Source organism: Micromonospora sp. DT47, from assembly GCF_049844475.1.
Taxonomy (GTDB): Bacteria; Actinomycetota; Actinomycetes; order Mycobacteriales; family Micromonosporaceae; genus Micromonospora.
On record NZ_JBNCLC010000009.1, the window covers coordinates 24,723 to 44,917 of the forward strand.

14 protein-coding genes and 2 pseudogenes are annotated in these 20,195 nt (G+C 73.5%); 12 read left to right on the forward strand and 4 right to left on the reverse strand.

The window, feature by feature from the left end:
- Positions 1-82: 82 nt before the first annotated feature.
- Positions 83-808: a helix-turn-helix domain-containing protein gene (locus ACLQ2U_RS15910; protein WP_425751423.1), complete on the forward strand. Its 726-nt coding sequence runs from the start codon at positions 83-85 to the stop codon at positions 806-808.
- Here the strand turns inward: ACLQ2U_RS15910 and ACLQ2U_RS15915 are convergent.
- Entirely contained in the window at positions 784-1,182 is a 399-nt protein-coding gene (locus ACLQ2U_RS15915) for a VOC family protein (RefSeq protein ID WP_425751424.1), read from the reverse strand. The genes ACLQ2U_RS15910 and ACLQ2U_RS15915 overlap by 25 nt on opposite strands.
- Positions 1,183-1,332: 150 nt before the next feature.
- Between ACLQ2U_RS15915 and ACLQ2U_RS15920 the strand changes: the two genes are divergently transcribed.
- The 4 genes from ACLQ2U_RS15920 (at position 1,333) to ACLQ2U_RS15935 (ending at position 6,528) form a co-directional block, all read left to right on the forward strand.
- Positions 1,333-1,566 carry a hypothetical protein gene (locus ACLQ2U_RS15920; RefSeq protein WP_425751660.1) on the forward strand — a complete coding sequence of 78 codons (234 nt, stop codon included), beginning with the start codon at positions 1,333-1,335 and terminating at the stop codon, positions 1,564-1,566.
- A 17-nt stretch (positions 1,567-1,583) separates the two neighbouring features.
- Positions 1,584-3,005 (forward strand): class I SAM-dependent methyltransferase, encoded by a 1,422-nt coding sequence (locus tag ACLQ2U_RS15925; RefSeq protein WP_425751425.1) that lies wholly within the window; start codon positions 1,584-1,586, stop codon positions 3,003-3,005.
- Positions 3,006-3,030: 25 nt separating this feature from the next.
- Positions 3,031-5,058 (forward strand): sulfatase-like hydrolase/transferase, encoded by a 2,028-nt coding sequence (locus ACLQ2U_RS15930; protein WP_425751644.1) that lies wholly within the window; start codon positions 3,031-3,033, stop codon positions 5,056-5,058.
- Positions 5,059-5,244: 186 nt separating this feature from the next.
- Positions 5,245-6,528, forward strand: coding sequence for a citrate synthase (locus tag ACLQ2U_RS15935; RefSeq protein WP_425751426.1), 1,284 nt, complete (start codon positions 5,245-5,247; stop codon positions 6,526-6,528).
- A 144-nt stretch (positions 6,529-6,672) separates the two neighbouring features.
- Here the strand turns inward: ACLQ2U_RS15935 and ACLQ2U_RS15940 are convergent, their stop codons facing one another.
- Entirely contained in the window at positions 6,673-8,079 is a 1,407-nt protein-coding gene (locus ACLQ2U_RS15940) for a glycosyltransferase family 4 protein (protein ID WP_425751427.1), read from the reverse strand.
- A gap of 312 nt (positions 8,080-8,391) precedes the next feature.
- Here ACLQ2U_RS15940 and glgX point away from each other — a divergent pair, with 312 nt between their 5' ends.
- Genes glgX through treZ form a run of 3 tightly spaced genes read left to right on the forward strand, consistent with a single transcriptional unit; the run spans position 8,392 to position 14,577 of the window.
- On the forward strand, positions 8,392-10,509 hold the full coding sequence (glgX, locus tag ACLQ2U_RS15945) for a glycogen debranching protein GlgX (RefSeq protein ID WP_425751428.1): 2,118 nt from the start codon (positions 8,392-8,394) through the stop codon (positions 10,507-10,509).
- A gap of 1 nt (position 10,510) precedes the next feature.
- Complete coding sequence (treY, locus tag ACLQ2U_RS15950; RefSeq protein ID WP_425751429.1) at positions 10,511-12,847, forward strand: malto-oligosyltrehalose synthase; 2,337 nt, start codon at positions 10,511-10,513, stop codon at positions 12,845-12,847.
- Complete coding sequence (treZ, locus tag ACLQ2U_RS15955; RefSeq protein ID WP_425751430.1) at positions 12,844-14,577, forward strand: malto-oligosyltrehalose trehalohydrolase; 1,734 nt, start codon at positions 12,844-12,846, stop codon at positions 14,575-14,577. Before treY ends, treZ begins: the two co-directional genes overlap by 4 nt.
- Before the next feature lie 24 nt (positions 14,578-14,601).
- On the opposite strand, the gene ACLQ2U_RS15960 is transcribed toward treZ, so the two are convergent.
- A complete protein-coding gene (locus tag ACLQ2U_RS15960) occupies positions 14,602-16,080 on the reverse strand; it encodes a glutamate--cysteine ligase (protein ID WP_425751431.1) in 1,479 nt (492 codons plus the stop codon).
- Between the two features lie 164 nt (positions 16,081-16,244).
- Between ACLQ2U_RS15960 and ACLQ2U_RS15965 the strand changes: the two genes are divergently transcribed.
- Positions 16,245-16,583: a DUF3817 domain-containing protein gene (locus tag ACLQ2U_RS15965; RefSeq protein ID WP_425751432.1), complete on the forward strand. Its 339-nt coding sequence runs from the start codon at positions 16,245-16,247 to the stop codon at positions 16,581-16,583.
- A 121-nt stretch (positions 16,584-16,704) separates the two neighbouring features.
- Here ACLQ2U_RS15965 and ACLQ2U_RS15970 read toward each other — a convergent pair.
- Positions 16,705-17,015: pseudogene (locus ACLQ2U_RS15970) on the reverse strand (hypothetical protein).
- Positions 17,016-17,151: 136 nt separating this feature from the next.
- On the opposite strand from ACLQ2U_RS15970, the gene ACLQ2U_RS15975 reads away from it, so the two are divergent.
- From ACLQ2U_RS15975 to ACLQ2U_RS15985, 3 genes and pseudogenes are all read left to right on the forward strand, one after another.
- Positions 17,152-18,270: a Vms1/Ankzf1 family peptidyl-tRNA hydrolase gene (locus ACLQ2U_RS15975; RefSeq protein WP_425751433.1), complete on the forward strand. Its 1,119-nt coding sequence runs from the start codon at positions 17,152-17,154 to the stop codon at positions 18,268-18,270.
- A pseudogene (locus ACLQ2U_RS15980) lies at positions 18,263-19,827 on the forward strand (thiamine pyrophosphate-binding protein). The gene ACLQ2U_RS15975 and the pseudogene ACLQ2U_RS15980 overlap by 8 nt, the downstream one beginning before the upstream one ends.
- Before the next feature lie 43 nt (positions 19,828-19,870).
- Positions 19,871-19,996, forward strand: coding sequence for a hypothetical protein (locus ACLQ2U_RS15985; protein WP_425751434.1), 126 nt, complete (start codon positions 19,871-19,873; stop codon positions 19,994-19,996).
- Positions 19,997-20,195: the final 199 nt, after the last annotated feature.

The following is a 20,195-nucleotide window of genomic DNA, read 5'->3' on the forward strand; positions in this document are numbered from 1 at the left end:
GGGGCGAGCGACTCCCTACCGGGTGGTGGGGCGGGCCCCCGCCCGGGACACCGCACTAGCCCGGCGTGGCAGGCTGGGTGGCGTGTACCGGGAACGTCCCGCCGCCCTGCGCGGCGCCGTGCTCTGGACCAGCCTCAGCGGCGGCGCGCCCGTCCGGGTGCTGCCCGACGGCTGCCTGGACCTGCTCTGGTCCAGCCGGTCCGGGCTGCTGGTCGCCGGCCCCGACCGCACCGCGTACCTGACCGGCTCCGCGCGCGGCGAGCGGTGGCTGGGGCTGCGGTTGCCGCCGGGGGTCGGGCCCGCGGTCCTCGGTGTCCCCGCCGACGAGCTGCGGGACCGCCGGGTGCCGCTCGACGCGCTCTGGGGTCGGGCGGCGACCGAGGTCGCCGAGCGGCTGGGCGACCGGCCGACCGGCGCCGGCCTGACGGCGGTCGCCGCTGCCCGGCTGGCCGCCGCCGGTGGCCCGGACCCGCTCGGCGCGCGGGTCGCCGCGCTGCTCGCGGCCGGGGCCACCGTGACCGCGACCGCCGCCGAGGTCGGCCTCGGCCCGCGCGCCCTGCACCGACGCAGCCAGGCCCTCTTCGGGTACGGCCCGAAGACCCTCGCCCGCATCCTGCGGATGCGCCGGGCCGTGGCGCTCGCCGGCACCGGCGTCCCGCTGGCCGAGGTGGCCGTCCGCGCCGGCTACGCCGACCAGGCGCACCTCACCCGGGACGTACGCGAGCTGGCCGGCGTGCCACCGACCGGCCTGCTGTCGGGCTGGAGCGGGCGCCCGGCCGCCGGTCAGTTCCCGCCGAGCGGGGCGTAGAGGTCCACGCCGTTTCCGTCCGGGTCGTGCAGCACGGCGTACCGCTGGCCCCAGAAGGCGTCCCACGGCGCGAGCTCGCCGTGGAAGCCGGCGCCGGTCAACTCCGCCCAGTACCGGTCCACCTCGGCCGGGTCGGCGCAGCGGAAGGCGAGGTTGGTGCGGGGGCTTCCGGTGGGCGGCGTCCAGCTGGGGTGGAAGGTGCGGACCATGCTGACCTTGTCCCAGGCGAGCCGGACGCCGCCGGGCAGGGTCACCTCCACGTGGTCCTCGGATTCGGCGCCGCCTGGGATGTCCAGTCCGAGCCGCCGGTAGAAGTCGAGACTGCGGGCCATGTCGGCCACCGCCATGCCGATGAGGTCGAAGCGAAGTGCCATGCGGCCACGGTAGGGCGCGTACGCCGGGGCGGTCTTGAACGGAACGGACGGGCCGAGTGATCCGTGTGTCCCTCGCGGAGCGGCGCGGCGGCGTACCGTGTCAAGGGAGCAATCCGGCTTTACGGGCTATATGCCGCATAAGGCGTAGTCGTGACGTCGGGTCCAGACGGCGAGGGAAGGGAGCGGCCGGTGATGCACCTGGCCTACCTGGACGCGGGGTCCGGCAGCCTGATCGTGCAGGTGGTGGTCGGCGGAGTGGCGGGCGCGGCGGTCGCCGTCAAGCTCTACTGGCGTCGACTGGTCTCCCGGTTCCGCCGGCAGCCGACCGACCCGATGGGCGCCGCCCCGGGCGGTCGGCAGCAGCGACAGTCCGCCGACTCCTGACCGGCCGGCACCCCCCGATGGCCACCTCCGACACCCGTATCCGGGTCGAGCCCGGTTCCTTCCGCGACCCGGCGAACCGGGTCTTCCACGCCGGCGACGAGGTGCTGCGCGGGCTGGGCCCGCAGGCCGCCGCCGACTGGCGGGCGCTGCACGCCGCCGACTTCTTCACCGCGCTGCTGGCCGAGGGGAAGGTGTGCGGCACCGAGCTGGTCGACCCGGCCACGCTGCCCGACACCGGCTGGACGACCGTGCTGCGGCACGAGCGCATCCCGTTCGTCTCGCACCCGTACGAGTGGTCGTTCGCCATGCTGCGCGACGCCGCGCTGCTGCACCTGGAGATCCTGCGCCGGGCGCTGTCCGCCGGCTTCACCACCAAGGACGGGTCGGCGTACAACCTGCAGTGGCGCGGTAGCGCCCCGGTCTTCATCGACATCGGCTCGTTCGAGCCGATCCGCGAGGGCGAGCCGTGGGCCGGCTACCGCCAGTTCTGCCAGACCCTGCTCTACCCGCTGATGCTCCAGGCCCACCTCGGCCTGGACTTCCAGCCCTGGCTGCGGGCCCAGGTCGACGGCATCGAGCCGGAGCAGATGCGCCGGCTCTTCGGCGGCGCCCGGCGGCTGCTGCCCGGGGTGCCGACCCACGTCCACCTGCACGGCGCCATGCAGGCCCGCAACGCCCGGACCAGCACCAGCGACGTCAGGGCGCAGCTGCGCGCGGCCGGCTACTCCCGGGAGCTGGCGCTGGCCACCGTCCGAGGCCTGGCGAAGCTGGTCCGCCGGCTCGACCGGCGCGCGGACGGCAGCCACTGGGCCGACTACCAGCGCACCTGCGGCTACACGGCGCAGGACCGGGCCGACAAGGAACTCTTCGTCGACGAGGCGGTGGCCGCGGCCGGCGCGCCCCGTCTGGTGTTGGACCTCGGCGCCAACGACGGCCGGTACGCCCGGATCGCCGCCCGGCACGCCGCGCAGGTGGTCGCCGTCGAGCAGGATCCGGCGGTGGTTGACGCCCTCTACCGGGCGCTGCGCGTCGAGGGCGACCGGCGGATCCTGCCGCTGGTGATGGACCTCGCCGACCCCTCGCCGGGCGGCGGCTGGCGGGGCGTCGAGCGGGCCGCCTTCGCCACCCGGGCCCGGGCCGACGTGGTGCTCGCCCTCGCCGTGGTGCACCACCTGGCCATCGGGCGCAACGTGCCGCTGCCCGAGGTGGTCGACCAGCTGGTCGCGTACGTCCGGCCCGGCGGCCGGCTGGTGGTGGAGTTCGTCCACCCCGAGGACGCGATGGCCCGCCGGCTGCTGGCCAACAAGCCGGACGGGCTCTTCCCCGACTACCGGCGCGTGGAGTTCGAGCGGTTGCTGGCGGCGCGCTGCCGGGTGGAGCGGCGCCGGGACCTGCCGTCCGGCACCCGCACGCTCTACCAGGCGGTGGTGGGTGGCTGACCGGGTCGTCACCGTTCCGCCCGGCCTGCGACCGCCGTCCGCGCCCACCCCGTCACCGACCGGCGAGGCCGTGCCGTCTGCCCGCCGGGCCGAGCTGCGCCGGCTGCTGGAGGTGGCCGCCCTGGTCGGGCTGGTGGTCACCCAGCCGCTGCTCGACGTGCTCGGGCGCAGCCCCGACTTCTTCCTGTTCCACCGCGCCACGACCGGGGACATCCTGCTGCTGGTCGCGATGATCGCGCTGCTGCCGACGCTGGCCGTCGCCCTGGTGGGGCTGGCCGGCCGGCTGGCCGGGCCGCGCGCCCGGAGGGTGACGCACCGCCTGCTCGTCGGGCTGCTGCTGGCCGCCCTCGCCGTGCAGGTCGGCCGGCACGCCGCGCCGCTGCGGGGCGTACCGCTGCTGCTGGCCGCCGCCGTGGCCGGCGCGGCCGGGGCGGCCGCGCACCGGCGGTGGTCGGTCATCGGCCGGGTGCTGCGGGTCGCCGCGCTCGGGCCGCCGGTCTTCGTCGCACTGTTCCTGTTCGCCTCGCCCGCCTCGGCGGTGGTGCTGCCCCGGGCACACGGCGGCGCGGCCGGGGTGGCCGGGCCGGGGGAGCACCCGCCGGTGGTCATGATCGTCCTCGACGAGCTGCCGCTGGTCTCGCTGCTCGGCGCCGACGGCCGGATCGACGCCACCCGGTATCCGCACTTCGCCGAGCTGGCCGCCCAATCGACCTGGTACCGCAACGCCACCGGGGTCAGCGGCTGGACGCCGTACGCGCTGCCGGCGATGCTCACCGGCCGGTACCCGGCCCTGCCGCTCGCCCCGCACTACTCGCAGTACCCGGACAACCTCTTCACCGCCCTCGGCGGCCTCTACGACGTCCGGGCCGAGGAGAGCATCACCCGGCTCTGCCCGCCCAGCCGCTGCGATCAGCCGGTCCCCCAACAGGGGCTCGGGGCGCTGGTCCGGGAGACCGGCAAGCTTCTCGCGCAGGTCGCCGCGCCGGTGGACAGCCGGGTCGACCCGGAGGAGTCGTACCGGGAGCGAACCCGCGCCGAGGCGGGGCTGGACGCCGCCGAACCGGTCCCGGCCGACCCGAAGTTCCGCTGGGACAGCCTGGACGACAACCAGCCGGCCCGGTTCACCAGCTTTCTGGCCGGCCTGCGCCCGTCGAACCGGCCGACGCTGCACTTCCTGCACCTGCTGATGCCGCACCCGCCGTGGGCGTACCTGCCGTCGGGGGCGCGCTACGACGCCCCGGAGGACCTGCCCAGCGACGGGGCCGGCTGGGTCGACCTGGCCCGGGTCCGGCACCTGGCGCAGCTGGAGTACACCGACCGATTGATCGGCGAGACGCTGCGTACCCTGCGCGCCACCGGCCTGTACGACAAGGCCCTGGTCCTGGTCACCGCCGACCACGGGGTCAGCTTCACCCGGGACTGGCAGGGGCGGGGGATGGACGCGATCGACCACGCCGCCGGCCAGGTCGCCTGGGTGCCGATGTTCGTCAAGGACCCCGGCCAGCGGGCCGGCCGCACCGACGACCGCAACTGGGAGCACGTCGACCTGCTGCCGACCATCGCCGACGCGGTGCACGTGAAGGTCCCGTGGCCGATGGACGGGCGCTCCGCCCGGCAGGGGCCGCGGGACCGGACCGAGAAGTGGTTCTACGACCGGCCGGGGGAGCGGGTCACCTTCCCCGGCGGGGTGCCGGCCCGCCCGGCCGTCCCCGCGCCGCACCCGCTGGTCGGCGCCGCGGTCGGGGAGGAACCGGCCGGTGGCGCGGCCACCGTGGCGAACCTGGCCGCGTTCCGGCGGGTCGACCCGGCCGCCGGCGAGCTGCCCGCGCTGGTCTGGGGCACGGTGCCTCGAGAAGTGCCCGACGGTACGCTGCTGGCGGTGGCGGTCAACGGCCGGGTCGGCGCGGTCGTGCCGGTGGTCCCGGCGGACAAGGGGGGCCGCCGCTTCGCCGCCCTCCTCCCCGACGACCACCTGTTCCGGGCCGGCGCGAACCGGCTGGACCTCTACCGGGTCGGCGCCGGTGATGCGCTGCGCCACCTGACGCTCTCCTGAGCTTTCGTCCCCGACGTCCGTCTTCGTCGCGCGCCGCCCTCGCCCACCAGGGTTTCCGATCCGTCGGGTCGGGAATCGGGTGACGCATACCTCACCGCCGAACCACGGCGGGCGGTGTCCCGTGGACCGCGATTACGGTAAAAGCGAAGGCAATTCAACGAAGATTCGCCGGCGAAGCGAGGAACCATGACGGAAGTCAAGCTGGATCACCCCGGTGGGCAGCTTTCGATGCCGGTGCACGACGCGGTCGAGGGCCCCGCGGGCATCGGGGTGAGCAAGCTGCTGAGGGAAACCGGGATGACCACGTACGACCCCGGTTTCGTCAACACCGCGTCCTGTTCGTCCGCGATCACCTACATCGACGGTGACGCGGGCATCCTGCGGTACCGCGGCTACCCGATCGAGCAGCTGGCCGAGAAGTCCTCCTTCCTGGAGGTCTCCTACCTGCTGATCTACGGTGAGCTGCCGACCCAGCAGCAGCTGACGGAGTTCAGCGAGCGGATCCGGCGGCACTCGCTCCTGCACGAGGAGATGCGCCGGTTCTTCGACGGCTTCCCGCGCGACGCGCACCCGATGGCCGTGCTCTCCTCGGCGGTCAGCGCGATCTCCACCTTCTACCAGGACAGCCTGGACCCGTTCGACTCCCAGCACGTGGAGATGTCGACGGTCCGGCTGATGGCGAAGGTCCCCACCATCGCCTCGTACGCCTACAAGAAGTCCATCGGGCAGCCGCTGCTGTACCCGGACAACTCGCTGGGCTATGTGGAGAACTTCCTCCGGATGACCTTCGGCGTGCCGGCCGAGGAGTACGAGGTCGACCCGGTGATGGCCCGCGTGCTGGACATGCTGTTCGTGCTGCACGCCGACCACGAGCAGAACTGCTCGACCTCCACGGTCCGGCTGGTCGGCTCCAGCAACGCCAACCTGTTCGCCTCGGTCTCGGCCGGCGTGAACGCGCTCTTCGGCCCGCTGCACGGCGGCGCCAACCAGGCTGTGCTGGAGATGCTCCAGAAGATCCACGCCGACGGTGGCGACGTGCAGTCCTTCGTCCGCAAGGTCAAGGACAAGCAGGACGGCGTGAAGCTGATGGGCTTCGGCCACCGGGTCTACAAGAACTACGACCCGCGTGCCGCGATCGTGAAGAAGGCCGCCCAGGACGTGCTCGGCCGGATGGCCAAGCCGGACCCGCTGCTGGACATCGCGATGCAGCTCGAGGAGATCGCGCTCGCCGACGACTTCTTCGTCTCCCGCCGGCTCTACCCGAACGTGGACTTCTACACCGGCCTGATCTACAAGGCCATGGGCTTCCCGACCAAGATGTTCACCGTGCTCTTCGCGCTGGGCCGGCTGCCGGGCTGGATCGCCCAGTGGCGCGAGATGATCAACGACCCGGAGACCAAGATCGGCCGTCCGCGGCAGATCTACACCGGAGCCGCCGAGCGGAACTACGTCCCGCCGTCGGAGCGCTGACCTCCCGGTCCGCACGCGGCGAAGGCCGCCGACCCGCTCGGGTCGGCGGCCTTCGCCATGATCGACACCGGGTCGGCGACGTCGCGGTGTCGCCGCGCCCCGGACACCGCGATGTCCGGGAAACGGAGTGGATCGTACGACGCCTCAGCGCAGGCCGGCGGCGGCGAGCAGGTTGCCCTCCGGGATCGGCGCGGTGGCCCGGCCGAGGGTCATCCGCAGCTCCGCCCGCTCGGCGGTGAACGCCGCGTCGCCGGTGATCGCGGCCGTGTAGGCGGCCGCGGTCCGGTGCGCGATCGCCGACCAGTCGTACTGCTCGTGGACCATGGCCCGGGCCCGGCGGGCGAGCACCCGGGCCCGCTCCCGGTCGGACAGCAGGGCGTCGACCGCCTCGGTGAGGCCGTCCGGGTCCTGCGGGGCGAAGGTCATCCCGGTGACGCCCGGCTCGACGATCTCGGCCAGGCCGCCGGTGCGGGCCACCGCCAGGGGCGCCCCGGCCGCGGCGCCCTCCAGGGCCACCATGCCGAACGGCTCGTAGATGCTCGGCACCGCGAAGCAGTCCGAGGCGGCCATCACGGCCGGCAGGTCGGTGCCACCGAGGAAGCCGGGCATGCTCACCGCGCCCTCGAGGCCGAGCCGGTGCACCTCGGCCTCGAGGGCCGCCCTGTACGGCCCGTCGCCGACGATCACCGCCCGCAGCCCGGGGTGCCGCTCGCGCAGCCGGGGCAGGCCGGCGAGCAGGTGCTGCACGCCCTTCTCGTAGACCAGCCGGCCGGCGAAGGTGACCAGCGGGCCGTCCCCGGCGAACCGGGCCCGGGCCGAGGCGATCGCGGCCACCGGCACCTTCCAGCGGTGCGGCTCGACACCGTTGGGCACCACGTCGACCCGGCCGGCGGGCACCCCGAACAGCGCGCCCACCTCGTCGCGCATGTACCCGGAGCAGACGATCACCCGGCCGGACTCGCCGGCCAGCCAGTGCTCGACGCCGTGGATGGTGCGGTTCATCTCCTCCGGCAGCCACCCCTGGTGCCGGCCCGCCTCGGTGGCGTGGATGGTGCTCACCAGCGGGACGTCCAGGTGCTCGCGCAGCGTCATCGCGGTGTGCGCGACCAGCCAGTCGTGGGCGTGGATCACGTCGTACGAGCCGGACTGGGCGGCCCGCAGCGCGGCCCGGGTGAGCGTGTGGTTGAACGCCATCGTCCAGGCCAGCAGCGAGTCCGTGGCGAGCGGGAAGGCCACCGGGTCCTCGGCGGCGCGGACGACGCGCACCCCGTCGGCGTACTCCTCCAGCGGTGTGCCCTCGGTGTGCCGGGTGACGACGGTGACCTCATGCCCGGCGGCGGCCAGCGCGACCGACAGCGCGTGCACGTGCCGGCCGAGCCCGCCGACCAGCACCGGCGGGTACTCCCAGGAGAGCATCAGGATGCGGCGGGTCTGCGGGGGCACCCCGGAGCCGCCGCTCTGCTGCGGGATCTGGGGCTGGAAGGTGGGGGTGGGCCGGCAGGACCGGTCCGGGGCGGTCGCGAGCTGCTCGCCGACCCGCAGGGTCGTCACATCAATCTCCGTCCATGCACGAAGGATCGCGCCGGCAACGGTGGCGGCGGAAAGAAGGTGGTGGGGGTGGCCGAGGGCCGAGCGGACCCGCGGGCGCGTCCGCATAAAGCAAAGGGTATTGCGCGTCCCGGCGCATCCCGAGAAGGCCTATCGTGACGGAGGACACCCAAAGGTCCGGGCGGCCTCACGTGGGTGGATATCGGGTGCCGTCCGTTCGGATGGATTGGCCGCAGCGGGTCCGGGGAACTACCGGCGGTCGCACCGGCGGCCCGCCCGTCCGGTGCGCTCACGATCATGTGCCGAAGGAGCGACATGCAGGTCTGGCCGGGCGACCGTTACCCCCTCGGAGCCACCTACGACGGGATGGGCACCAACTTCGCGATCTTCTCTGAGGTGGCCGAGCGGATCGAGCTCTGCCTCTTCGACGAGTGGGACACCGGCGCGGAGCGGCGGGTCGAGCTGCGGGAGGTCGACGCGTACGTCTGGCACGCGTACATCCCCGGGATCGAGCCCGGCCAGCGGTACGGCTACCGGGTGCACGGGCCGTACGACCCGGCGAACGGGGTGCGCTGCAACCCGCACAAGCTGCTGCTCGACCCGTACGCCAAGGCGGTCGACGGGGAGGTCTCCTGGAGCCCGGCGGTCTACGACTACGAGATGGGCGAGCCGGAGCGGATGTCGGAGACCGACTCCGCGCCGTTCATGCCGAAGTCCGTGGTGGTCAACCCCTACTTCGACTGGGGCAACGACAAGCCGCCGCGCACCCCGTACCACCACTCGGTGATCTACGAGACGCACGTGCGCGGGCTGACCATGCGCCACCCCGGCATCCCCGAGGAACTGCGCGGCACGTACGCGGCCATCGGCTCCCCGGTGATGATCGAGCACTTCAAGAGGCTTGGGATCACCGCGGTCGAGCTGATGCCGGTGCACGAGTTCGTGCACGACCACCGCCTGGTCGACCTCGGGTTGCGCAACTACTGGGGTTACAACACCATCGGCTTCTTCGCCCCGCACCACGGCTACTCCGCGCTGGGCCGGCTCGGCCAGCAGGTGCAGGAGTTCCGGGGCATGGTCAAGGCGCTGCACGCCGCCGGCATCGAGGTGATCCTCGACGTGGTCTACAACCACACCGCGGAGGGCAACCACCTCGGCCCGACGCTGAGCTTCAAGGGCGTCGACACCGCCAGCTACTACCGGCTGAGCGAGGAGGACCGGCGCTACTTCGTCGACTACACCGGCACCGGCAACAGCCTCAACGTGCGCAGCCCGCACTCGCTGCAGCTGATCATGGACTCGCTGCGCTACTGGGTGACCGAGATGCACGTCGACGGCTTCCGCTTCGACCTCGCCGCCACCCTGGCCCGGGAGTTCTACGATGTCGACCGCCTCTCCACCTTCTTCGAGGTGGTCCAGCAGGACCCGGTGGTCAGCCAGGTCAAGCTGATCGCCGAGCCGTGGGACGTCGGCCCCGGCGGCTACCAGGTCGGCAACTTCCCGCCGCTGTGGACCGAGTGGAACGGCAAGTACCGGGACACGGTGCGGGACTTCTGGCGCGGCGAGCCGGCCACCCTGGCCGAGTTCGCCTCGCGCATCTCCGGCTCCGCCGACCTCTACCAGGACGACGGCCGCCGGCCGTTCCACAGCATCAACTTCGTCACCTGCCACGACGGGTTCACCCTCAACGACCTGGTCTCGTACAACGACAAGCACAACGAGGCCAACGGCGAGGAGAACCGGGACGGCGAGAGCCACAACCGGTCCTGGAACTGCGGCGTCGAGGGGGAGACCGACGACCCGGGCGTGCGGGCGCTGCGAGCCCGGCAGCGGCGCAACGTCCTGGCCACCCTGATGCTCTCCCAGGGCGTGCCGATGATCGGCCACGGCGACGAGCTGGGCCGCACCCAGCGCGGCAACAACAACGCCTACTGCCAGGACAGCGAACTCGCCTGGATCGACTGGGAGCACGCCGACGAGGAGCTGCTGGCCTTCGTCCGGCGGCTCACCGACTTCCGTACCGGGCACCAGGTGTTCCGCCGCCGGCGGTTCTTCACCGGCCTGCCGGTCGGCGGCCGGGCCGCCGGGTCCGGCCTGCCCGACCTGGCCTGGTACACCCCGGACGGCCGGGAGATGACCGGCGAGGACTGGGGCAACGACTTCGGCCGCTCGGTGGCCCTGTTCGTCAACGGCGACGGCATCCCGGAGCGCGGCCAGTACGGCCAGCGCCACCAGGACACCTCCTTCCTGCTCTGCTTCAACGCCCACGACGCGGCGCTGGACTTCACCATGCCCGGCGCCGAGTTCGGGCAGCGGTGGGAGCTGGTGATCAGCACCGCGGAACCGGAACCGGAGAAGACGGCGATCGTCGAGGCAGGCGGCGTGATCTGCGTGCCGGACCGCTCCCTGGTGGTCCTGGAGAGGATGGTCTGACGTGCCCGACACCCCTCGACCCGACGTGACGGCGGCACCGACGACGCGGGTCGGGTCGACCTACCGCGTCCAGGTCCGCCCCGGCTTCGACCTGGACGCCACCGCCGGCCTCGCCGGCTACCTGGCCGACCTGGGCGCGACCCACCTCTACAGCGCGCCCCTGCTCACCGCCACCCCCGGCTCGGCCCACGGCTACGACGTGGTCGACCACCGGGCGGTCAACCCCGAACTGGGCGGCGAGGCCGGCCGGCAGCGGCTGGTCCGCGCGCTGCGCGCGGCGGGGCTCGGCCTGGTCGTGGACATCGTGCCCAACCACGCCGGGGTGGCCCAGCCGGCGGCCAACCCGGCCTGGTGGGACGTGCTGCGCCGGGGCCGGGACTCGGCGTACGCCGGCTGGTTCGACATCGACTGGGACCGGGGCCGGCTGCTGCTGCCGGTGCTCGCCGACACCCCCGACGCGCTGCACGACCTCAAGGTCGTCGAGGGCGAGCTGCGCTACCACGAGCACCGCTTCCCGATCGCCGACGGCACCGGCGACGGCGGGCCGCGCGAGGTGCACGACCGGCAGCACTACGAGCTGATCTCCTGGCGGCGCGGGGACGGCGAACTGACGTACCGCCGGTTCTTCGCCGTGTCGGACCTGGCCGGCCTGCGGGTGGAGGACCCGGAGGTCTTCGCCGCGACCCACCGGGAGATCGTGCGCTGGGCCGACGCGGGCGAGCTGGACGGCATCCGGGTCGACCACCCGGACGGGCTGCGCGACCCGACCGGGTACCTGGCCCGGTTGCGCGCCGCCGCCCCGCACGTCTGGTTGGTGGTGGAGAAGATCCTGGAGTACGGCGAGGAGTTGCCGGACTGGCCGGTGGAGGGCACCACCGGCTACGACGCCCTCGCCGCGGTCTGCGGGCTCTTCGTCGACCCGGACGCCGAGGGCTACTTCACCGCCCTGGACACCCGACTGGTCGGCCACCCCACCTCCTGGGAGAGCCTGACCCACGACACCAAGCTGGCCGCCGCCACCCGGCTGCTCGCCGCCGAGCTGACCCGGCTGGCCGCCCTCGCCCCCGAGCTGGACCGGGAGTACACCCGGGCGGCGCTGGCCGAGCTGGCGGCCTGCTTCCCGGTCTACCGGGGCTACCCGCCGCTGGGCGCCCGGCACCTGGCCGCCGCGCGCTCCGAGGCCGGCCGACGCCGGCCCGACCTGGCCGGCACCCTGGACGCGGTCACCCGGCTGCTGCGCGACTCCGAGCACGAGCTGGCCCTCCGCTTCCCGCAGCTCACCGGCGCGGTGATGGCCAAGGGCGTGGAGGACACCGCCTACTACCGGTGGAGCCGGTTCGTCGCGCTCAACGAGGTCGGCGGGTCGCCTGCCCACTTCGGTGTGCCGCCGGCGGAGTTCCACCGGTTCGCCGCCGCCAGGCAGGTGCGCTGGCCGGCCTCGATGACCACCCTCTCCACCCACGACACCAAGCGCGGGGAGGACGTCCGCGCCCGGCTGGCCGTGCTCGCCGAGCTGCCCGGCCGCTGGGCCGAGCAGGTCACCGCCTGGATGTCCCGGGCGCCGCTGGCCGACCCGGCCTTCGCCCACCTGCTCTGGCAGACCGCCGTCGGCGCCTGGCCGATCGAGCGGGACCGGCTGCACGCGTGCGTGGAGAAGGCCGCCCGGGAGGCCGCCGCCTCGACCAGCTGGTCCGACCCGGACCTGGGCTTCGAACGGGAGCTGCACGCCCTGGTCGACCGGATGTACGACGATCCGCAGCTGCACGCCGAGATCACCGCGTTCGCCGCCGAGATCACCCCGGCGGGCTGGTCCAACTCGCTCGGCCAGAAGCTGGTCCAGCTCGCCATGCCGGGCGTGCCGGACACCTACCAGGGCACCGAGCTGTGGGAGAACAGCCTGGTCGACCCGGACAACCGTCGCCCGGTCGACTTCGCCGTCCGCCGGGAGCTGCTGGCCCGCCTCGACGGCGGCTGGCGGCCCGAGGTCGCCGCCGACGGGGCCGCCAAGCTGCTGGTGGTCTCCCGTACCCTGCGGCTGCGCCGGGACCGTCCGGACCTGTTCACGGGCTACCGGCCGGTGCCGGCGCACGGGCCGACCGGCGCGCACGCCCTCGCCTTCGACCGGGGCGGCGCGATCGCGGTGGCCACCCGGCTGCCGGTCCGGCTGGCCCGCCGGGGTGGCTGGCGGGGCACGACACTGTCGATTTCCGTCAACACTGTTACCGACGTGTTCACCGGTCGGGTCTACAGTGGGTCTGAGCTGCTCCTGGATGATCTGCTGAGCACCTATCCCGTCGCCCTGCTGGCTCCCGCCGATCTCGTGGAGGCCGCCACATGACCGAATTCACGGTGTGGGCGCCCGACGTCGCCCGGGTCCGGCTGCGCCTGCCCGGCGCCGCCGACCACGAGATGCGATCCGCCCCGGACGGCTGGTGGCGGGTCGAGGTCCCCGGCGCCGGCCCCGGCACCGACTACGCCTTCCTGCTCGACGACGACGACCGGGCCCTGCCCGACCCCCGCTCCGCCTGGCAGCCGGCGGGGGTGCACGGGCCGAGCCGGCTCTACGACCACGACGCCTTCGACTGGACCGACCAGGGCTGGACCGGCCGGCAACTGCCCGGCAGCGTCCTCTACGAGCTGCACATCGGCACGTTCACCCCGGAGGGCACCTTCGACGCCGCGATCGGCCGCCTCGACCACCTGGTCGACCTCGGCGTCGACATGATCGAACTGCTCCCGGTGAACGCCTTCAACGGCGAGCACAACTGGGGCTACGACGGGGTCTGCTGGTACGCCCCGCACCAGCCGTACGGCGGGCCGGACGGGCTCAAGCGCCTGGTCGACGCCGCGCACGCCAAGGGGCTGGGGGTGATCCTCGACGTCGTCTACAACCATTTCGGGCCCTCCGGGGCCTACGCGCCGATGTTCGCGCCGTACCTCACCGAGCAGAGCAACACCTGGGGCCGCACCGTCAACCTGGACGGCCCGCACTCCGACGGGGTGCGCCGCTACATCACCGACTCGGTGCTGATGTGGCTGCGCGACTACCACGTCGACGGGCTGCGGCTGGACGCCGTGCACGCCATGCCGGACTCCCGGGCCACCCACCTCCTGGAGGAGGTGGCGGTCGAGGTGGAGTCGCTCTCCACCCACCTGGGCCGGCCACTGTCGATGATCGCCGAGTCCGACCTCAACGACCCGAAGCTGATCACGCCGCGCGAGGCCGGCGGCCACGGCCTGCACGCCCAGTGGAACGACGACGCCCACCACGCGCTGCACACCCTGCTCACCGGTGAACGGCAGGGCTACTACGGCGACTTCGGCTCGCTGGAGTGCCTGACCGACGTGCTGACCGGCGCGTTCTTCCACGCCGGCACGTGGTCCAGCTTCCGCAACCGCAGCCACGGCCGGCCGGTGGACCGGCAGCGTACGCCGGGGCACCGGTTCGTGGCGTACCTGCAGAACCACGACCAGATCGGCAACCGGGCCACCGGCGACCGGATCTCCGCCAGCCTCTCCCCGGCGCTGCTACGGGTCGGCGCGGTGCTGCTGATGACCGCCCCGTTCACCCCGATGCTCTTCATGGGGGAGGAGTGGGCCGCCAGCACGCCGTGGCAGTTCTTCACCAGCCACCCGGAGCCGGAGCTGGCCACCGCGGTGGTGACCGGCCGCAGGCGGGAGTTCGCCGCGCACGGCTGGCCCGCGGGGGACGTGCCCGACCCGCAGGACCCGCAGACCTTCCTGCGCTCCCGGCTCGACTGGGCCGAGCTGGACAAGCCCGAGCACCGCGAGATGTACGACTTCCACCGCCGGCTGATCGCGCTGCGCAGGAGCCGGCCCGACCTGTCCGACCCCCGCCTGGACCGGGTGGAGGTGCGCCACGGCGACCAGTTCCTGCTGATGCGCCGCGGTGAGTGCCTGGTGGTGGCCAACCTCGCCGGCAAGCCGCAGCGGATCACCCTGCCCGGGGTGGTGCGCAACGTGCTGCTGGCCACCAACACCGGGGTCACCGTGATGCGGGACCGGGCGGAGCTGCCCGCCGAGACCGCCGCCATCGTCGCGCTCTGATCCACTCCGCTTCCAGCGGCCGGGTCAGGGGATCGGCCACTCGTGGACCGGGCGGTTGCTGTGCATCAGGTCGACGTAGTGCCGGACCACCTCGCGCAGCGCCTCCGGCCGGTCCAGGTGGTCGGCGGACTCCAGCCGGTGCAGGGTCTCCACCTGCCAGCTCGCCCCGTTGCGCCCGGTCAGGCAGCGCTGCTCGATGATGCCCAGCAGCCGGTCCCGCTCGCCCGGGTCGAGCCCCCACCGGTCCAGCCCGTGGTACGCCAGCGGCAGCAGCCGGCGCAGCACCAGCTCGGTCACCGGCAGGTAGCCCAGGGCCGGCCAGAAGACCTGGGCGTCGATGCCGTGCCGGGCACAGTTGGTGAAGTTCTCCTCGGCGGCGCTGAACGACATCTGCGACCACAGCGGCCGGTCCGACTCCGCCAGGGCCCGGACCAGCCCGAAGTAGAAGGCGCCGTTGGCGACCGTGTCCAGCACGGTAGGCCCGGCCGGCAGCACCCGGTTCTCCACCCGCAGGTGCGGTCGCCCCTTCAGCACGTCGTACACCGGGCGGTTCCAGCGGTAGATGGTGCCGTTGTGCAGCCGCAGCTCGGCGAGCTTCGGCACGCCGCCGGCCGCCAGAGTCTCGGCCGGGTCCTCCGGGTCGCAGACCGGCAGCAACGCCGGGAAGTAGCGCACGTTCTCCTCGAACAGGTCGAAGACGCTGGTGATCCAGCGCTCGCCGAACCAGACGCGGGGGCGTACCCCCTGGGCCTTGATCTCCTCGGAGCGGGTGTCGGTGGCCTGCTGGAACAGCGGGACCCGGGTCTCCCGCCACAGCTCCCGGCCGAAGAACAGCGGCGAGTTCGCGCCGAGCGCGACCTGGATGCCGGCGACCGCCTGGGCGGCGTTCCAGTAGTCGGCGAACTGGGCCGGGCTGACCTGGAGGTGGAACTGGGTGCTGGTGCAGGCGGCCTCGGGGGTGATCGTGTCCGCGGTGGTGGCCAGCCGCTCCACCCCGCTGATCGAGATCCGCAGGTCCTCGCCCCGGGCGGCGAAGATCTGCTCGTTGAGCAATTCGTAGCGCGGGTTCGCCGACAGTGTCTCGGCGGTCAGGTGCTCGGGGCGCAGGGTGGGCAGGATGCCGATCATCACCATGTGCGCGCCGACCGTGCGGGCCTTCTCCTCGGCGGCGTTGAGGCTGGCCCGGACGCTCCGCTCGAACTCGGCGGTGCCGGTGCCGGCCAGCCGACGGGGTGCCACGTTGATCTCCACGTTGAACTGGCCCAGCTCGGTCTGGAAGCTGGGGTCGGCGACGGCGGCGAGCACGTCGGTGTTGCGCATCGCCGGCTGGGACTCCTCGTCGACCAGGTTGAGCTCGATCTCCAGGCCGGTCATCGGTCGTTCCACGTCGAAGCGCGACTCGCGGAGCATCTCGGCGAAGACGTCGAGGCAACGGCGGACCTTCTCGCGGTAGCGGGCCCGGTCCTCCCGACTGAACGTACGCGCGCCGACGTCCTCGCCCATTGGTCACCACCCTGTCACCGTTGGTCTCCCTAACCTCGCACGACTCTGCGGCGTGGGGAAAGACCCGAAGGACCCTTTACGTACCCACGGCACGCCGGGTGATCCCCGTCGCCTCCTCCGGCGGACGAACGCGGGGCGGGCGGGCGGCTGGTTAGCATGGCGCGATGCGCGAGAAGACGACCCGGTTGTTCGTGGCGGCGGCGATCGCCGAGGCGTGCTCCTGGCTGGCCCTGCTGGTCGGCATGGCGATCAAGTACGGCCCACCGGCGAACGAGATCGGCGTGAAGATCTTCGGGCCGGTCCACGGCGGGCTCTTCGTCGCGTATGGCCTGCTGGTGCTGGTCATGGCCCGGACCCACCGGTGGAGCCTGCCGGTGACCGTGGTCGCGCTGGCCTGCTCCGTGCCGCCGTTCGCCACCCTGGTCTTCGAGCGCTGGGCCCAGCGCCGGGGCATGCTGCGCACCGCCCCCGAGCCGGCCCGCCCGCTGACGCCCGCCCGCTGACTGCCCGGGCAGCAGCACCACGGGCGGCCCGGACCCGCACCCGGACCGGGTTGACATCGATCTCGGTCAGCGTGAAGCCGGGGAACATGGCCCTCCGGTGCCCGCGCGGGATCGGAAACCCTCAGCCGGTGAGCACCGAGCAGGCGGCGAGGCCGGCCACCTGCAGTGCGCCGAGCGCCGCCTGGAGCAGCAGCGGCGGCCCGAGGTGCGACCAGACCGTGGGGTACGCGGCCGGAGCAGCTGCCCGGTGGTCAGGTTGACGATCAACAGCCCCACCACGCTCGCCGCGGTCACCACCGCCACCAGCACCGGCTGGCCGACCTTGATCTCCCGGGGGTAGCCCTCCATCAGCCGGACCACCCGCCCGGTGAGGATCCCCTCCGACGTCCGACGCGGGTACGGAGGTCGTTTTCCATGATCACCACCGAGGATCAGATGACGTTCACCGAAGGTATCGGTGCGCCTGCCCGAACGGCGTGAATGAACCGGGGTCACGCCCGTCCCGGCCGCGAGGTGACATCCCCGATGGCGCGGGTAAGCGAGCGGCCGAGCTGGAAAGGGGTCGAGCATGCGCCTGTCCTTCCTGCGCCCGCTCTACAACCGTCCCGGGCCGTGGTGCTCGGTCTACCTGGACGCTTCGAGAGACACCCACGACTCGCGTCCGGCAATGGACCTGCGCTGGCGGGCCCTGTCCGAGCAGCTCGCCGCCGACGGCGCGGACGAGCCGAGCATCGCCGCGCTGGACCGGGTGGTCCGGGGCCACGACCCGATGGCGGGCGACTACGGGTTGGCCGCCTTCGCCACCCGGGGCCGGGTGGTGCTGTCGGAGTACCTCTCCGCCCCGCCACTGCGCGACCTGGCCGCCTGGAACCCGTTGCCGCACGTGATGCCGCTGCTCGCCCAGCGCGGCGAGCAGGTCGCCTGGGTCCGGGTGCTGGCGGACCGGATCGGCGCCGACGCGGTGGCGGTCAGCGCCGGCGGGGTGCCCCGCAAGGCCCACGTCGTCGGCAGGGAGAGCTACCAGCTGCGCCAGGTCAAACCGGGCGGCTGGTCGCAGTCCCGCTACCAGCGCGCCGCCATGGAGGCGTGGCACCACAACGCCGGTGACGCCGCGGCGGCCACCGCCGAGCTGGCCGACCGGGTCGGCGCCGACGTCGTGGTGGTGGCCGGCGACATCCGGGCCACCGGCATGATCGCCGCCCAGCTGCCGGAACGCTGGCAGGACGTGGTGGTCCGCACCGACGCGGGCTCCCGTGCCCGCGGCGCCGACCCGATGGCGATGGACGACCTCACCGTGCAGACCATCGCCGAGGTCGCCGACCAGCACATCACCGCGGCCCTGGACCGCTTCGGCATGCAGGAGGACGTCGGCGCCGGACTGGACGCCGTCGTCGCCGCCCTGCAGCGCAACCAGGTCGACACCATGCTCATCGTGGACGACCCGTCGGCGACCGGGCAGCTCTGGATCGGCCCCGAGCCCACCGACATCGCCACCGACCCCGGCCAGCTGGTCGCGGTCCGCGACCCGCAGCGGGTACGCGCCGACGCGGCACTGGCCCGGGCGCTGGTCGGCACGAACGCCGAGCTGACCGTCCTCGGGCCGGACGAGGCGCCCGACCTGGCCGACGGCGTCGGCGCGGTGCTGCGCTACGCCGACGCGGCCACACCCGGGCGTGGCAATGGCTGATCGCGCCGTCGCCGACCTGGTGGTGGACCGGCTGCGCGCCTGGCGGGTGCCGCGCGTCTTCGGCTACCCGGGCGAGGCGATCGCCCCGGTGGTCGAGGCGCTGGACGGCGCCGGCGGCGACCCGGAGTTCGTGCCGGCGCGGCACGAGGAGACGGCCGCCTTCATGGCCACCGGGCACGCCAAGTTCACCGGTGGGATCGGCGTCTGCCTGGCCACCCAGGGGCCGAGCGCGGTGCACCTGCTCAACGGCCTGTACGACGCCAAGCTGGACAGCAAGCCGGTGGTGGCGATCGTCGGGGAGGACATCACCGGCCCGCTGGGCGGGGCGCACGAGGAGATCGGGCTGAGGCGGCTCTTCGGCTGGCCCGGGTGCTGCCGCACGACGCCGACCTGGACGCCGCAGCGTCGCTGCTCACCGTCGGGCAGCGGGTGGCGATCCTGGTCGGGCAGGGTGCCCGGGGCGCGGAGGACGACATCGTCGCGCTCGCCGACCGACTCGGCGCCGGGGTGGCCACCTCGCTGCTCGGCAAGCCGGTGCTCGACGAGCGGCTGCCCTTCCACACCGGCGTGCTCGGCGAGGTCGGCACCACGGCCGCCGCGCAGCTGATGGGCGGCGCCGACACCCTGCTGCTGGTCGGCACCAACGACCCGTGGACGGACTACTTCCCGATGCCGGGCCAGACCCGCACCGTGCAGGTGGACATCGACGGGCGGCGGATCGGCACCCGCTACCCGGTGGACGTACCGCTGGTCGGCGGCGCCGCCGAGACGCTGCGGGCCCTGCTCACCCGGGTGGCCGAACACCCCAACCGGGACTGGCGGGCCACCGTGGAGGGGTCGGTGGACCGGTGGCGCCAGGACGCCACCAACCGGGCGGCCGGGCCGGCCGAGCCGGTCAACCCGCAGCTGGTGCTGCACGAGCTCTCGCCCCGGCTGTTCCGCGCCGGCTCGGTGGCCGTCGACGTGGGGTCGGTGATCTACTGGTACGCCCGCCACCTGGAGCTGCCCCCGGGGGTGAACGCCCAGCTCTGCGGCACCCTCGGCTCGATGGGCTGCGCCCTGCCGTACGCCGTGGCCGCCAAGCTGGCCCGCCCGGACGAGCCGGTGGTCGCGCTGCTCGGGGACGGCGCGATGCAGCTCAACGGCCTGGCCGAGCTGATCACGGTGGCGCACCGCTGGCGAGAGTGGACCGACCCGCGACTGGTGGTGCTGGTGCTCAACAACCGGGACCAGTCCGGCATGGGCGGCGGCCGAGCGGTCACCAGCGTCGCCGACCGGCGGCCGGATGTGCCGTACGCCGGCTGGGCCCGCCTGCTCGGCCTGCACGGCGTCCGGGTCGACCGGCCCGAGCTGGTCGGCGCGGCCTGGGACGAGGCGCTCGCCGCCGACCGGCCGTGCGTGCTGGAAGCCGTGGTGGACCCGGCGGTGCCGCTGCGTCCGCCGGAGCCGGCCCTGGCCGACCTACGGGGGATCTTCGCCGACGGCGACGCCGCCCGGCGGGTTCGGGACCGGGCGTTGGCCGCCCGTACGGTCGTCGAGGCGGAGGACCTCGTTTAGCGGCCCGTGCTGGTCCGCGCCGAGCCGGCGCTCGCCCGGGAACGTGCTGTTCGGCGCGGCCGCCGCGCTGGCGGTGGACCGGCTCTTCGCCACCCACCTGCTGGACAGTTGGGCCGCCGGCCGCTCCTCGCTGCGCCCGGCGGCGTCCCCGGTCCCGGTCGCCGTCTGAGTCGTGGTCCCGGCGCCGGGAAGGCGGCCGAAAGCGTGGGTCTGTGCTCCCGGTCGGTGCTGGCGCGGACCTTCACCGCCTTGTGGGTGCCGTCGCGAAACGGCTTGAGCGCCGACGTGCCCGGAAGTGCCCGTGGCGGCCCGGCCGAAACACCCGGCCGCGGTTGGGCGGTGACACCCCCGCCGACCCTGGACCGGTG